Source organism: Paenirhodobacter sp., assembly GCF_047600745.1.
GTDB lineage: Bacteria > Pseudomonadota > Alphaproteobacteria > Rhodobacterales > Rhodobacteraceae > Rhodobacter.
This window is the reverse complement of the sequence record NZ_JASGKI010000004.1, coordinates 1,596,309-1,610,335: the sequence shown is the minus strand read 5'-3', so window position 1 is coordinate 1,610,335 and position 14,027 is coordinate 1,596,309. Positions and strand designations below refer to the sequence as shown.

13 protein-coding genes are annotated in these 14,027 nt (G+C 67.8%); 8 read left to right on the top strand and 5 right to left on the bottom strand.

Features of this window, described 5'->3' with window-relative positions:
- The first annotated feature begins 78 nt into the window (after nt 1-78).
- Nucleotides 79-966 (top strand): LysR family transcriptional regulator, encoded by an 888-nt coding sequence (locus QM789_RS16540; RefSeq protein ID WP_420352936.1) that lies wholly within the window; start codon nt 79-81, stop codon nt 964-966.
- On the opposite strand, the gene QM789_RS16535 is transcribed toward QM789_RS16540, so the two are convergent.
- The 5 genes from QM789_RS16535 to QM789_RS16515 all read right to left on the bottom strand — a co-directional run bounded on the left by QM789_RS16535 (nt 960) and on the right by QM789_RS16515 (nt 8,023).
- Entirely contained in the window at nt 960-4,505 is a 3,546-nt protein-coding gene (locus tag QM789_RS16535; protein WP_420352935.1) for a translocation/assembly module TamB domain-containing protein, read from the bottom strand. The genes QM789_RS16540 and QM789_RS16535 overlap by 7 nt on opposite strands.
- Complete coding sequence (locus QM789_RS16530) at nt 4,505-6,301, bottom strand: autotransporter assembly complex protein TamA (protein ID WP_420352934.1); 1,797 nt, start codon at nt 6,299-6,301, stop codon at nt 4,505-4,507. The genes QM789_RS16535 and QM789_RS16530 overlap by 1 nt, the downstream gene beginning before the upstream one ends.
- Nucleotides 6,302-6,416: 115 nt before the next feature.
- Complete coding sequence (locus tag QM789_RS16525; protein ID WP_420353330.1) at nt 6,417-6,896, bottom strand: isopentenyl-diphosphate Delta-isomerase; 480 nt, start codon at nt 6,894-6,896, stop codon at nt 6,417-6,419.
- Nucleotides 6,897-7,020: 124 nt separating this feature from the next.
- On the bottom strand, nt 7,021-7,509 hold the full coding sequence (secB, locus tag QM789_RS16520) for a protein-export chaperone SecB (protein ID WP_420352933.1): 489 nt from the start codon (nt 7,507-7,509) through the stop codon (nt 7,021-7,023).
- Nucleotides 7,510-7,561: 52 nt separating this feature from the next.
- Nucleotides 7,562-8,023, bottom strand: coding sequence for an FxsA family protein (locus tag QM789_RS16515; protein WP_420352932.1), 462 nt, complete (start codon nt 8,021-8,023; stop codon nt 7,562-7,564).
- Between the two features lie 92 nt (nt 8,024-8,115).
- Between QM789_RS16515 and QM789_RS16510 the strand changes: the two genes are divergently transcribed.
- From QM789_RS16510 to QM789_RS16480, 7 genes are all read left to right on the top strand, one after another.
- Nucleotides 8,116-8,772, top strand: a complete 657-nt coding sequence (locus tag QM789_RS16510) for a Tim44/TimA family putative adaptor protein (RefSeq protein WP_420352931.1) — start codon at nt 8,116-8,118, stop codon at nt 8,770-8,772.
- Nucleotides 8,773-8,775: 3 nt separating this feature from the next.
- A complete protein-coding gene (locus tag QM789_RS16505) occupies nt 8,776-9,603 on the top strand; it encodes an MltA domain-containing protein (protein ID WP_420352930.1) in 828 nt (275 codons plus the stop codon).
- Nucleotides 9,600-10,187 carry a Smr/MutS family protein gene (locus QM789_RS16500; protein ID WP_420352929.1) on the top strand — a complete coding sequence of 196 codons (588 nt, stop codon included), beginning with the start codon at nt 9,600-9,602 and terminating at the stop codon, nt 10,185-10,187. Before QM789_RS16505 ends, QM789_RS16500 begins: the two co-directional genes overlap by 4 nt.
- A gap of 124 nt (nt 10,188-10,311) precedes the next feature.
- A complete protein-coding gene (locus QM789_RS16495; RefSeq protein WP_420352928.1) occupies nt 10,312-10,764 on the top strand; it encodes a MarR family winged helix-turn-helix transcriptional regulator in 453 nt (150 codons plus the stop codon).
- Nucleotides 10,761-12,371 carry an MFS transporter gene (locus QM789_RS16490; protein ID WP_420352927.1) on the top strand — a complete coding sequence of 537 codons (1,611 nt, stop codon included), beginning with the start codon at nt 10,761-10,763 and terminating at the stop codon, nt 12,369-12,371. The genes QM789_RS16495 and QM789_RS16490 overlap by 4 nt, the downstream gene beginning before the upstream one ends.
- The gene (locus QM789_RS16485; RefSeq protein ID WP_420352926.1) at nt 12,368-13,402 is read left to right on the top strand and encodes an HlyD family secretion protein; all 1,035 of its coding nucleotides are present in this window, start codon (nt 12,368-12,370) and stop codon (nt 13,400-13,402) included. The genes QM789_RS16490 and QM789_RS16485 overlap by 4 nt, the downstream gene beginning before the upstream one ends.
- Before the next feature lie 207 nt (nt 13,403-13,609).
- Nucleotides 13,610-13,924 (top strand): hypothetical protein, encoded by a 315-nt coding sequence (locus QM789_RS16480; protein ID WP_420352925.1) that lies wholly within the window; start codon nt 13,610-13,612, stop codon nt 13,922-13,924.
- Nucleotides 13,925-14,027 lie beyond the last annotated feature (103 nt).

Below are 14,027 nucleotides of genomic sequence, written 5' to 3'. Positions count from 1 at the left end.
GCGTTTTACGCTTTATGCGGTTGTGCCGCGCGTGAATCCATCGCTATGTTGGCGCGAAACCATGCACGGAACACATGGATGAGCCTGCCGCGCCGCTATATTCCCTCGGTCTCGCTGCTCTCGGCCTTCGAGGCGGTGTGCCGGCTGGGCTCCACCTCCGCCGCCGCGCGGGAACTCAGCCTGACACAGGGCGCGGTGAGCCGACTGGTGCAGAACCTTGAGGGGCAGTTGTCGGTCACGCTGTTCCGGCGCGAGGGGCGGCGGCTGATCCCGACGGAACCGGCGCTGGCCTATGCGCGCGACGTGCGCAAGGCGCTCGACCTGATCGCGCGCGCCTCGCTCGGGCTGAAGGCCAATCCGGGGGGCGGGGTGCTGAACCTGGCGATCCTGCCGACCTTCGGCACGCGCTGGCTGGCGCCGCGGCTGGGGGAGTTCCTGAACGCGCATCCGGGGGTGACGCTGAACCTTGGCACGCGGATGCGGCCCTTTGACTTCGCGGCCGAGAATTTCGACGCGGCGATCCATTTCGGCACCCGGCCCTGGCCCGATGCCGAACATCTGCCGCTGTTCGAGGAGCGGATCGTCGCCGCCTGTTCGCCGGATTTCGCGGCGGAGCATCCGATGGCCCGGCCCGAAGACCTCGCCGCGCTGCCGCTGTTGCAGATCGAATCGCGGCCCAATGCCTGGGGCGGGTGGTTTGCCCATCACGGCATCGACGCCCCCTATCGGCAGGGCGTGATGTTCGACCAGTTCGCGCCGATGCTACAGGCCGCCGCGCATGGGGTGGGGATCGCGCTGTTGCCCGAATTCCTCGCGGATCCGGAGATCGCCGAGGGGCGGCTGATCCGCACCCCCGGCGATGTGGTCTCCGGCGTGGGCCGCTATGCGCTGGTCTGGCCCGCCGATGTGGCGCCTTCGCCCGCGCTGATCGCGTTTCGCGACTGGATCGCGCGGGCGGCTCAGTAGTCCTTCTCGAAGAACAGGCCGACCGAGCTGTTGCCGTCCGATCCGACCGATCCGCGCGCGGTGATGGCGCGCGTCACGTCGAGGTTGAGGTTCAGCGTGGTCTCCCCCCGCCCGTCGAGCGTGACGTCGGTATAGGCCTTTTCCGAGATATATTTGCCCGCCTTCACCGTCGCATTGCCCTGCGCATCGGTGCCGACGTCGAAATCGTCCAGCCCGAAGTTCTGCCGCAGCCGCCCCATGATCCCGTCGCCGCCCTTGCCCGCGAGCGCCGCGACCGAGGAGGCGAGCTGCGCCGCCTGCAAGGCCGAGAGATTCGTCAGCCCCTTGTCGAACAGCAGCCGCGCCAGCACTTCTTCTTCCGGCAGTTCGGGCGACGAGGTGATGGTCAGCGCGGGTTCCGTCGCGTCGCCTTCCAGCTTCAGCGCGATCGCCGTATCGGCGGTGTTCGTCGTCGCGGTAAACGAGATCCACGGCACCATCGCGCCCTGCATCGTGATCGTGCCATCCGTCAGATCGAAGCGCTTGGCCAGGACCGAGAGCCGCCCCCGGATCAGGCTGAAATTGCCGATCGGGACGATATGGCTGGTGGTGCCCGTCAGCCGGATCTGGCCGCCGAGTTCCGCATCCAGCCCGCGCCCGCGCACGAAGAGCGAATGCGGCGCGGCCACGGTGATGTCGAGCCCGAAGCCCGCGCCGCCGCCGCCGTTCTCCTTGCCGTTCTCCTCGCCCAGCAGACCGGCCCGCGCGCGGGTGCTGCGCGAGGCCGCGCCTTCGGCCAGATGCCGCATTTCCGGGATCGCCGCCGCGCCGCCCAGCCCGCCCGAGGGCACGCGGATCTCGGTCTCGTCCAGCGTCAGCGCGCCGCGGATCATCGCGCCGCCCGTCATCGGCCCGGCGATGGTCAGCCCGCCGCTGATCCGGGTGTCGTAAAGCTGCGGGTCGCGCAGCCGCATCCCGTTCAGGTCGATGCGCAGATCCGCGTTGTAGGGCGCGGTGAGGGCGACCGGCCCGCTCAGCCGCAGGCTGCCGCCGCCCTTGACATTGCCGCTGGCCGTCAGTTGCATCCGGCTTTGCGCCAGGTCCGCGCGCAGGTCCAGCCCTTCGAGCGCCAGCCCGGCCCCCGGCACGGTGATCCGCCCGCCCGCCGCGCTGATCCGGCCCGACAGCGCCGCAAGGCCCGGCCGACCGTTCATCCGCAGATCGAAGCTCAGCGGCCCCTCGACCGATTGCGGCGTGATGAAGGCATTCGCCAGCGCCATCTGCGTATTGCCCCGGATCGTCAGGTCCGAGGCCGACATATCCGCCGCGATCGTGCCGGTGACCGTGGCCTGCGTCTCGCCCGGGGCGGTGCCCCTCAGGTCCAGCCGGTAGCTGTTGCCGGTCTGGCCCAGCGTGCCGGTCACGGTGACCGGCCCCGGCAGGTTCGGCTCCAGCAGTGCCGCATTGGCGAGGCGCGCGGAGACGTTCATCCGGCTCGGGTCGCCCTCCGCCGTTACCTGAAGCTGCGGGTTGTTGAGTTTCAGCGCGCGCAGCAGGATCCCCTTGCCCGCATCGGCGGCTTCGGCGGAAAGCGTGGTGTTGCCCGCAAGCAGCCGGTCCAGCTGTTCGTTGCCGATCGCCACGCCATGGGCGGTGCCGTTCGCGGCATAGCGCCGTTCGCCGTTCTGATCCTTGACCGTCGCCGTCAGGTTCACCGCGCCGCGATAGCCCCCGCCCAGCACGGCCAGATCCGGCATCGCGATCTTTGCGTTCAGGTCGGTCGTGCCGGTGGCCAGCAGGCCCTGCGCCTCGGCGGTCAGGTTGCGGGCATTGGCGGTCAGGCTGCGCAGCGTCAGCCCCTTTTCATCGCGCCGGGCCGAGGCGGTGATCTTCGACGCCCCCGCCAGCAGGTTGTCCACCTGTTGCTGGCCGATCTTCAGATCCTGCCCGGCGATATCGGCCGTCAGGTCGAAAGCCCCGGTGAGCAGCGTCGCCGTACCCGTTACCGTGCCCCGCGCCGCGCCCGCAAGCGGCATCCCCGCCACCCGCGCGAAATTCGCCAGCCGCTGCGCATCGAGCCGCAGATCCGCCGTGACATCGACGCCGTTCGACAGGTTGTCGATGCCGATATCGCCCGCCAGCGTCAGATCCTTCGCGCTCAGATCGAGGCCCGAGAGTTTCAGCGGCTGGTTTTCGGTCCAGGCAAAGCCCGTGCTGCCGCGCAGCCGCGCGCCCACCGCCTCGGCCAGCGCGGGATCGGCGAGCGCAAGGCCATCGGCGGTGAAGGTCACCTGCCCATCAGCGGCGGGGGTGCCGGTGGGGGTGATCGTGCCGCCACCCGCAAGGGTCAGCGCGGCGATTTTCACATCGCTGCGGTCCAGCCCGTTCACCACCCCGTCGAGGGTCCAGCGCGCGGATTGGCTTTGGTCGTAGCTCAGCGCGATCGTGCCGTCCTGCACCCGCATCGGTTCGCCGGACACCGGCAGCAGCACCGGCGTGCCCGAGGCGAGCCCCAGCTTCGCCGTCAGGTCGAACCGCGAGGGCATCCCCGAGGCCAGCAGGTCCAGTTGCCCGTCCAGCGTAAAGGCATCCGCCGTCACCCCGAGCTTCGTCAGGTTCAGCATGCCATCGGGCTTCTGCGCGCCGGTCAGCACGAAGGCGACATGATTGCCGAAAAAGGCGCGGTATTCCTCGGGCAGCATCGGGGTGATGTCCCCGGCCAGATTGGCGTCAAAGGTGCTGTCGGCGGCGGTGGCGCCTTCGGGGGTGTGGCTGCCCAGGATCACCTTGCCCGAGAGGCGCGGCTGGCCGTCGGTGCTCAGCACGATGTCCGAGTTGAAATTGTCGAGCGGCCCGCTTCCGGCCACGGCGAGCGTCAGCGCGGGTTCCCCCGGCAGGCCCACCTTCTTTGCGACGATCCCGCCCGCGGCCTCGTCCACCAGCAGGTCGAGCGACAATTGCCGCGTGTCATTCGCGAATCCGGCGTTGAACGAGAACTGCCCCTTCGGCCCGCCGATCCGGTTGACCTTCATCACCGTCTTGCCGGTGCCGCCCGAGAGCGACAGCGACCCGTCGAGATCGAAGGCCACTTCCTCGCCCAGAAGCGGCGCGCCCAGCATGACCTTCTGCGCGGTCAGCTTGCCGACATTGACCGAAACCGGCAGGTCGGGCAACGCGAAGGGCGTCACCTCCGGCGCGGCGGCGTCTTCGTCGGGCGGGGTGACGGGCAGGCGGGGCAGGTCGATTTCCGCCGCCGAAAGCTCGCCGATCTCGATCCGGCCGGTCAGCAGGGCAGAGCGCGACCATTGCATCGCGCCGTTGCGGATCGTCAGCCAGACGCCCTGATCGTCGGAGATCGTCAGCTGGTCGAAGGTCGCGCGCGAGGACAGCGCGCCCTGAAACCCGTCAAGCCGCACCGTGCGCCCGGCGCCCGAGAGGTTGTCCTCGATCATCCCGGTGAGCCAGGACCGGTCGCGGTCGGATTCGTCCGTGGTGGGGGCCTCCTGCGCCAGAAGCGGCAGGGGCAGCGACAGCATGAAGATGAGAGCCAGTTTCCGCATCAGAACGCCTGCCCGATCCCGAGGTAAAGTTGCGCGCCGTCGCCGGTGCCGCCGCTGACGGGGCCCGCGATGTCGAGCCGGATCGGCCCGATCGGCGTCTTGTAGCGCAGGCCGAGCCCGGCGCCCGACTGCCATTCGCCCGAATCGTTGAGGTAGTCCTGCGCGCTGACATAGCCCGCGTCGTAGAAGGCGACGACGCCGATGGATTGCGTGACCGAGGCGCGGAATTCGCCCGAAACGCCGATGAACCGCGTGCCCCCGGTTTTCAGCGTGCCGTCGTAAAGCTCGTAGACGCCGAGCGACTGATAGGGCTGGCCGCGCACCGTGCCGCCGCCGCCCGAGTAGAACAGATAGTCGCGCGGGGTCTTCGACAGGCCCGGCCCGAAGACACCGCCCACCTGCAACCGGCCCGCGAGGACATAGCTGTTGTTTTCGCCAAAGCCCTTGTAGGCGCGGGCGTCGGCGGTCAGTTGCAGGCCCGATCCGGTATTGTCGTCCAGCCCGTAGAACGGCGTCAGCCCCAGCTTGCCGTAATAGCCCCGCGTCGCATCCGAGGGGATGTCGCGGTTGTCCCAGGTCAGCGTGCCGGGCAGCGAGACATAGCGATAGATCTCGTCCCCGCGGTCATAGGTGACCTTCGCCCATTGGTATTGCAGCGCGATTTCGCCCGTCAGCCGTTCGTTGAAGATATGCGACAGCCCCGCGCCGAGGGTGAAGCTGCGCTGCACATAATCCTCTTCGTGGTCGCGCGCGGCCTTGGCGACGACGAAGCCCGAGGTGTCGGGCGTGAAGGTCGCCGGGCGGTCGAGCCGCACGCCCAGGGCATAGTCCGTGCCGCCGGTGGTGCCGCCGATCCCGGTGATCTCGGCGTCGAAGCGCAGCCGCTCGCCACCGCCCAGCAGGTTGCGATGCAGCCAGTAGCCGCTGAGCGACACCCCGTCCGAAGTGCCGTATTCGACGCCGAAGCCCAGCCGGCGGCGCTTGTCCTCGGCCACCTGCAACTGTGCGTCGAGCAGGTTGCCGTTGCGCAGGGTCTCGGCCTCGGTCAGGGTGACCGAACTGAAGATGCCGGTGCGGCGCAGCCGGTTGCGCACCTCCTCCATCCGCTTCGGGGTGAATTTCTCGCCCGTCGGATAGCCCGCGATCTCCATCAGCCGCTCGGTGCGCAGCCGCTGGTTGCCCTTGGCGTGGAGTTCGCCGAAATAGGTGACCGGGCCGGGCGCGAGATAGATGTCCGACGACACGGTATTGCGCCGGTGATCGACGGTGATGCGCTGATCGCCGACCTTCGCCTTGGCATGGCCTTCGTCGCGCCAGCCGCTGACGCCCGTGGTGGCGGCGTTCAGGATCACCCCGGTGCGGGCGGTCTCGCCCTGACGGTATTCGACGGGCAGGGTGGTCTTCGGCGCGACCGGGCCGATCCCGGCATGGGAAAACACCGAGCGCGGCCCGGGAATCACCTGAATGTCGATGCTGCGGATCGTTTCGGGCGCGTCGATCGGCTGGATCGTGGCGGCCTCGCGCCCGTTCAGCCGGATCGAGATCGTGCCGGAGAAATAGCCCTGATCGTAGAGCGTGCCGAGGATGCGCGCGTAATCCTCCCGCGCCGAGGCGAACAGATCCGCCGCCCCGGGTGTCGTATCGCCCCGCACCGCCTGCCGGACGAGCGAGGCGCCCTTCACCGCCGTGTCCAGATCCGCGGACGCACCGGGAACGTCGAAGGTGAATTCCTGTGCCGCAGCGGGGCCGGCAAGCCCTGCGACGATCAGACCTGCCCAGATTGCGGAACCGCGCACCGTAATCCTCCTCGTGAAACTGCCTCGGGGTCGCGGCATGTCCGGAAGTCCCGTCCGCCACGTTAGGCCCAAGATAGCCAGGAAACGGGGCATATCGCAAACAGTTCCGGCGGCGTCACGGCATCGTGCCGAAGATCGCGTCCAGATGCCGGGTCAGATAGATCCGCAACCAGGGCGCGAATCGCCCCGGATGACGGTGCACCTCGGCCACCAGATCGTAAAGCCCGACCCAGCGGGTTTCCGAGACCTCGGCCGGATCGGGGGTCACGGTCATGCCCGGATGCGCGAAGGCCAGATAGACATCGACCCGTTCATGCTCGGTCAGGCCATGGCCGACATCGGCGCGGTACTCGACGCGCCGCACGAAGGCCGGATAGACCCCGGTGATGCCCAGTTCCTCGCGCAGGCGGCGCCGCGCCGCGCGGTCGGGCGGTTCGTTCCAATGCGGATGGGTGCAGACCGTATTCGCCCAGAGCCCGGCCGAATGGTATTTCCCCGCCGCCCGGCGCTGGATCAGAACCTTGCCGTCATCGAGCACGAAGACCGATACCGCCGGATGGCGCAGCCCGCGCCGATGCACCTCCAGCTTGTCCATCGGGACGAGCCGGCCATCGAGCCAGGCGGGGATCAGGGGGTCGGACAAGGGGCCTCCGGAACGAAAACGCCGCCCAGCATGGCGCGGGCGGCGTGATTCGTCATCGGTCGCGGGTGTCGCAGGCTCAGGACAGTGTGGCGGGCTGTTGCGTCCGGCGGGAGACTTCGGCGCGATACAGCGCGACGAAATCCACCGGATCGAGGTTCACCGGCGGGAAACCGCCGTCGCGCGTCACATCCGAGACGATCCGGCGCACGAAGGGGAACATCTGCCGCGGGCATTCGATCAGCAGGAACGGATGAAGCTGTTCCTCCGGCAGACCCTCGATATGGAAGATCCCGCCGTAATCGACTTCGAGCAGGAACAGCGGGGTCTTGTCCGCCTTGTTGGTCGAGGTCACCTTGACCTTCATGTTCACTTCAAACTGGTGCTCCACCGGACGCTTGCGCGCGTCGAGGGAGAATTGCACCTGCATCTCGGGCTGGACCTCGCCAGTTTGCAGGCCCTTCAGCGCGACGGCGTTCTCGAACGACATGTCACGGATGAACTGGGCGAGGATGTTCATCCTGACTTGCGGTTGTTCCGGCGCGGCGCCGTTGGTTTGATCGGTCATGGTATCCTCCTGAAGCCGTCGGGACAGGGTGTAGCATCCGGACGGGGGCGGCTCAATGATCCTGTCGGGTCCAGCCGGAGGGTCCGCGCGGCGGCAGGCTGCCGGGGTCTATCTCGTGGAACTCGCCGTCGATCACGCCGGGGGAGGGAGGGGACGACCAGCTTTGCACCTTCACCTTCGGCGCCATCCGGCGCAGGATCAGCCGCTGCACCGGGGGGATCAACAGCAGCAGCCCCACCGCATCGGTCAGGAACCCCGGCGCGATCAGCAGCCCGCCCGCCAGCGCCGACATCGCGCCCCGCGCCATCGGCGCCGTCGGGTCGCCCAGTTCCGCCGCCGCCCGGCGCATGTCATGGACCGCCCGCGCCCCTTCGCCGCGGATCACCGCAAGGCCCAGCACCGCCGAACCGATGATCCACGCCAGCGTCGGCCACAGTCCGATGATGCCGCCGATTTTGATCAGCAGGGCGATTTCGATCAGCGGCAGGGCCAGCGCAACAATCAGGAACCACATTTCGACCTTTCCGGGCGCCGTGGACTTGATCGCGCCCTTCGCCTACATAAGTGGGGAATGCACGAATGCAAAGAAATCGGAACCGGGTTGTCATGTCCTCTGCCGTCATCCAGCTTATCGTCCTTGCGGCGATCGCGATCTTTCTGATCCTGAGGTTGAAGAACGTGCTGGGCACCCGGGACGGCTATGAAAAGCCCGTGGTGCTCGACCGTCCCACCCCGGCGGAGCGGCGCAACTTCGAGGTGATCGAGGGCGGGCCGGATCGCGACATCATCGACCATGTGCCCGAAGGGTCCGATGCCGCCGCCGCGCTGGCGCAGATGAAGCGGGTCGAGCCCGAGTTCAGCGTGGCGCAGTTCCTGCAAGGCGCGCGCTCGGCCTATGAGATGATCCTGATGGCCTTCGAGACCGGCGATCTGGAGAAGGTGCGCCCCTTCCTGTCGCCCGATGTCTTCGCGGCCTTCGAGCAGGCCGTGGCGGCGCGCAAGGCGCAGGGGCTGGATGTTCATGCCGAATTCCTCGGCCTGCGCGAGTTGGTGCTGAGCGAAGCGAAGTTCGACACCGCCACCCGGGAGGCCGAACTCACGGTGCGGTTCGGGGCGGAGCTGATCTCTTCGGCGCAGGATGCCGCCGGAACGGTGGTCGAGGGCGATCCGCGCGCCGCGCGCAAGCAGCGCGACGTCTGGACCTTTGCGCGCACGATGGGCAATGCCGATCCGAACTGGCTTCTGGTCGCCACGGGCGGTTGAGCCGTGGAGATCCCCGGTTGGGAGCCCGATTGGGAGAATGACGACCACGCCGCCGCCTGGGCGGCGTTTGCCATGACGGACCCCGGCCCCGCGCGGCCGGACCTGTTCGAGCCGGTCGAGATCGGCGAGACCCATTTCACCGGCTATTACGAACCCGAACTTGAGGGCGCCCGCGCGCCCTCGGCGGCGTTTCCGGTGCCGTTGCATGCGATGCCGCCGGACCTGCCGCCGCTGTGGCATCCCCGGGCGGAGATCGTCGCGCGCGACCTGCTGCGGGGGCATGAAATCGTCTGGGTCGAAAGCGCGATCGAGGCGTTTCTGGCGCAGGTGCAGGGCTCGGTGCGGATCCGCACGCCCGAAGGGCCGCTGCGCCTCGGTTTCGCGGGCAAGAACGGCCATCCCTACCGGTCGATCGGGCGCGAACTGGTGCGGCGCGGGGTCGCGCCGGCGGAGCGGCTGACGCCCGAGGTGATCCGCGCCTGGTGCCGCGACAATCCCGGCGAGGTGGCGGCGCTGCTCGACCATAACCCCTCCTATGTGTTCTTCCGCGTGCTGGACCTGCCGCCCGGCAGCGGCCCGATCGGCGCGATGGGGGTGCCGGTTACCCCGGGCCGGACGCTGGCGGTGGATCCGGAGGTGGTGCCCTTGGGCAGCCCGGTCTGGATCGACTGCCCGGGCTTTGGCGCGCGGCTGATGGTGGCGCAGGATGTGGGATCGGCGATCCGGGGCCGCCGTGCCGACATCTTCATCGGATCGGGGCGGGAGGCCGGGCTGACCGCCGGGGCGATCAACGCCCGGGGCCGGATGATCTGGCTCAGGAGGCGGGGATGAGACGGCGCCGCGGCCTGACCGAGGAAGAGCGCGAATTGTGGTCCCGCGTCGCGGCGAGCGCGCAGGCCATGCACCCCGCCCGGCCCGAGATGCCCGCCGCCCTGACCCCGCCGCCGCGCGAACCGGTGGTGGCGCCGAAATCGCTCGCCAAGGCGTTTAGGGTGGGGGAAAAGGCCCGCCCCAGAACCGGCCACGATCTTGCGCCGCCGATCGGCGAGGGGCTGGCGGCGCTGCCGGTGGTGATGGACCGCAAGGCGCATCGCAACATGGTCCGCGGCAAGCTGGAACCCGAGGCGAAGCTCGACCTGCACGGGATGACGCTGGCACAGGCGCATCCCGAACTGATCCATTTCGTGCTGACCGCGCAGGACCGGGGCCACCGGCTGATTCTGGTGATCACGGGCAAGGGCAAGCCGGGCCGCGACGACGATCCGGTGCCGCAGCGCATGGGGGTGCTGCGCCATCAGGTGCCGCACTGGCTGCGGCTGCCGCCGCTGGGTGCGGTGGTGATGCAGGTGACCGAGGCGCATCTGAAGCACGGCGGCGCGGGGGCCTATTACATCTACCTGCGGCGGTTGCGCTAACGGCTGTCACGAAGCTGTGTGCGGACGGGGCTTGCACGCGGAACGAAACATGCTACCTGCTTAGCACGCTAACACCAATTGCCGGTGCGCATTTCCCTTTGTTTACAGTCGGAAGACCCGTCCCATGCCGGATGAAAACACCTCTGCCTCCGAAGAATCGGCGCTTCTGGTGGATGCGCTCGTCCGCGTGATGCGGGAGCTGCGGCGCAATTACGATGCCAGCGCGGCGGAGCTGGGGCTGACGTTTTCGCGCGCGCGGGTGCTGTCCTGCCTTGTCCGCTGCGAAGGCGCGACGCAGGCGGAACTGGCGCAGTCGCTGGGGGTGGAGCCGCCGACGCTGAAACGGCAGATCGACGCGCTGGAAAAGGACGGCTTCGTCGAGCGGCGCGGGCTGGACGGCGATGCGCGCAAACGTGCCCTGTTCCTCACCGACAAGGCGCGGTCGAGCCGTCTGACATCCTATGTCGCCACCCTGCGGCGCGAGATCAGCCGCGGCATCACGCAGGAGGAATCGCGCATGGTCCGCGCCGCGCTGGAGCGGATCGCCGACAATGCCATGGGGCTGAACCGGCCATGAGCGCGGCACCGACCGAAGGGGTTCTGGCGCGGCCTCTGCATCTGGCGATGTTCTATTTCATGGCGGGCGCGCTGTTCGCGCTGTCGCAGGGGCTGGGGCAGGGGTTCGTTTCGGTCAATACCCAGCAGATCGCCGGAGATCTGGGCATCACCCAGACCGATGCCGCCTGGCTGCAAGCGGCCTATATGTTTCCGCGCGCCTCGGTGCCGCTGCTGCTGATCAAGATTCGTACGCAATTCGGCCTGCGCCGCTTTGCCGAAGTGGGGATCATCGCCTATGTGCTGGTCTCCTTCGCCTCGGTCTGGATCGACGACCTGCGCTCGGCGATCACGGTGCAGTTCCTGTCGGGCATCGCCTCGGCGCCGCTGTCCTCGCTCGCGTTCCTTTACTTCCTCGAACCGCTGTCGCGGCCGTGGAAGCTGCGCATCGGCCTGCCGCTGGCGCTGGTCTTCCTGATGAACGGGCCGACGCTGGCGCGGGTGGTGTCGCCGCTGCTGATCGGGGATGGCGGGCTGGAGGGGGTGCATCTGACAGCCTTGGGGATGGCGCTGGCCTCGCTCGCGCTGGTCTATACGCTGAAGCTCACGCCGGTGCCGCACCAGAAGGTGATCCGGCCGCTGGATCTGGTCAGCTTCGCGCTGATCGCCTTTGCCTTCGGCGGGCTGACGGTGGCCTTCATCCAGGGGCCGATCCGGTGGTGGACGGATATGGACTGGATCGGCTGGCTGCTGGCGGGGGCATTCCTGTCGCTGGCGGTGGCGGTGGTGATCGAACTGCACCGCAAGGAGCCGCTGCTCGATATCCACTGGCTTGCCACGCCCGCCATGGTCCACCTGACGATCTGGCTGTTGCTGTTCCGGCTGCTGCTGTCGGAACAAAGCACCGGCGCGCCGCGGATGTTTCAGGTGATGGGAATCGGGCAGGACCAGATGGTCGGGCTGTTCGGCATCATCTGCATCGCCAATCTGCTGGGCGCGCTGGCCTGTCTGGGCTGGATGCGGCCGGGGCGGGAGGCGCAGTTCCACTGTGTCGCGCTGGTGCTGATCGCCGCCGGGGCCTGGATGGATTCGCAGTCCAGCATGGACACCCGGCCCGAACAGATGATCGTCAGCCAGGCGCTGATCGGTTTTGCCGGGATGCTGTTCATGCCGCCCGCGATGATGCAGGGCCTGATCGCGGCGCTGACGAAGGGGCCGAACTACATCCTGTCCTTCGTCATCGTCTTTCTGGCGACGCAAAGCCTGGGCGGCGTGGTGGGGTCGGGCTTCTTCCTGAGCTTCATCAACCATCAGCAGGCGGCGCATCTACAGGTTCTGCGGGAACAGATCACCGCCACCAGCCCGGCCACCATGACCGGCATCGCCAATCAGATGGCGCTGCTCGCGCCGCAGATCGCCGACACCACGCTGCGGCGTGCCGAGGCGCTTGCGCTGATCGCGCAGGATGCCGCGAACCAGGCCTATGTCATGGCCTATAACGATGCCTATCGCCTCACCTTCGTCGTCGCGCTCGTCGGGCTGGCCTATCTGATGCTGCATGTCCTGCGTGATCTGCTCGTCAGCCGGCGCCTGATGAAACAAGCCCCCTCCCCGGAAGCCAGGAAATGAACAAGACCCTGATTTTGCCCACCGCCATTGCCTCTGTCATCGGCCTTGCCGCCGTGCTTCTGGTGCTGTTCGCCTGGCATCTGCCGCCGTTCCACGCCGCGCAGCCGACCACCGAGAACGCCTATCTGCGCGGCAAGGTGACCTCGCTCGCGCCGCAACTGTCGGGCTATCTGTCCGAGGTCGATGTGGTCGATTTCCAGACCGTGAAGGCCGGGGATGTGATCGCGCGGATCGACGACCGCAGCTTCCGCCAGAAGCTCGCACAGGCGGAGGCGGCGCTGGCCGCCGCGCGCGCGGCCTTGCAGGTGAAGGAACAGGCGGTGCATTCGGCGGGGGCCGTCCTGCATTCCAACGAAGCGGCGCTGGTCGCGGCGGAGGCGGGGCTTGCCAATGCGCGCTCGCAAAGCGTCCGGGCGCGGGCGCTGAAGGCGCGGGGGATCAATTCGGACAGCGCGAATGAACAGGCCGAACTGGTGTTGCAGCAGGCCGATGCGGCGGTGCTTCAGGCCCGCGCGCAGATCGACGTTCAGCGCGAGAACGTCAACTCCGCCCGCACGCAGATCGACGCGGCCAAGGCCGAAATCGCCAGTGCCGAGGCGGCGGTGGAACTGGCGCGGATCGACCTGTCGAACACGGTGATCCATGCCCCCGCCGATGGCCATCTGGGGCAGGTTTCGGCGCGGATCGGGCAATATGTGACGGCGGGGACGGCGCTGGTGTCGCATGTGTCGTCGGATCTGTGGATCGTCGCGAATTTCAAGGAAACCAGCCTGAAGGGCATGGCCGCCGGGCAAAAGGTGCGCTTTACGGTGGATGCGATCGGTCGGGAGGTGTTCAGCGGGACGGTTGAATCCTTCTCGCCCGCGGCGGCATCGGAATTCAGCCTGCTGAGCAATACCAACGCGACCGGGAACTTCACCAAGATCGCGCAGCGGATGCCGGTGCGGATCGCGATCGACCCGGGGCAGGAAACGGCGGCGATGGCGCCGGGCCTGTCGGTGGTGGTCGAGGTGCAGACCGATCCGGAGTAGCGGCCCGCGCGCCGGGACAGCCCGCCGCACGGACCCCTCCCGAATGCGCGGGCAAGCGGAGCCTCGTCTTGTGCGTGCGGAGCGCAGGCCGGAAGGGGGCCTTTGGACCACGGCAGGGGGCGCCTCGACTGGGCATATATTCGCAAGAGGAACCGTTTGAAAAGCCATCGTTTTCGGCGCTCCGGGTGTCTCTGAACGGAGGCGTCGATGTCGGCATTTACATGCTCAGCGACCGGGCGGCTTCCCTGCATGCTTGGCAAGGGCGGCGATCAGATCGATTCTTTTGCCGAAATGTTTCCGGAAAAACCTGGGACGTGGAACGGCGATATTGGTCCGCCGCAAGGCTCCCATATCGGGCTCGGTTGGAAAATGTTCAACGTGACGGCGGCGGAAACCAATCCCATCAGAGGGCTATCCGAGTCGGCTCGCTCATTGCATGTGTTCTGCCCCCGGGCGCGTCGCTCCAACGCGATCCGTATACCCCTTGGCATTCGGAAATTCCGGCTTCCGATTGGCGGTTGAGCATGCCCGGGGCCCGCCCTTTTCCAAGGCTAACCGTTGAATCTCCTGAAGAACAAATCTTCGTATTTTGCGAACACAGACGACTTTCCATCAAACGGAAGGT

Excerpts from the sequence above, each read along its gene's own strand:
- QM789_RS16540 (WP_420352936.1), top strand. The coding sequence starts at position 79 with ATGAGCCTGCCGCGCCGCTATATTCCCTCGGTCTCGCTGCTCTCGGCC.
- QM789_RS16535 (WP_420352935.1), bottom strand. The coding sequence starts at position 4,505 with ATGCGGAAACTGGCTCTCATCTTCATGCTGTCGCTGCCCCTGCCGCTT.
- QM789_RS16525 (WP_420353330.1), bottom strand. The coding sequence starts at position 6,896 with ATGGACAAGCTGGAGGTGCATCGGCGCGGGCTGCGCCATCCGGCGGTA.
- secB (WP_420352933.1), bottom strand. The coding sequence starts at position 7,509 with ATGACCGATCAAACCAACGGCGCCGCGCCGGAACAACCGCAAGTCAGG.
- QM789_RS16515 (WP_420352932.1), bottom strand. The coding sequence starts at position 8,023 with ATGTGGTTCCTGATTGTTGCGCTGGCCCTGCCGCTGATCGAAATCGCC.
- QM789_RS16510 (WP_420352931.1), top strand. The coding sequence starts at position 8,116 with ATGTCCTCTGCCGTCATCCAGCTTATCGTCCTTGCGGCGATCGCGATC.
- QM789_RS16500 (WP_420352929.1), top strand. The coding sequence starts at position 9,600 with ATGAGACGGCGCCGCGGCCTGACCGAGGAAGAGCGCGAATTGTGGTCC.
- QM789_RS16495 (WP_420352928.1), top strand. The coding sequence starts at position 10,312 with ATGCCGGATGAAAACACCTCTGCCTCCGAAGAATCGGCGCTTCTGGTG.
- QM789_RS16490 (WP_420352927.1), top strand. The coding sequence starts at position 10,761 with ATGAGCGCGGCACCGACCGAAGGGGTTCTGGCGCGGCCTCTGCATCTG.
- QM789_RS16485 (WP_420352926.1), top strand. The coding sequence starts at position 12,368 with ATGAACAAGACCCTGATTTTGCCCACCGCCATTGCCTCTGTCATCGGC.
- QM789_RS16480 (WP_420352925.1), top strand. The coding sequence starts at position 13,610 with ATGTCGGCATTTACATGCTCAGCGACCGGGCGGCTTCCCTGCATGCTT.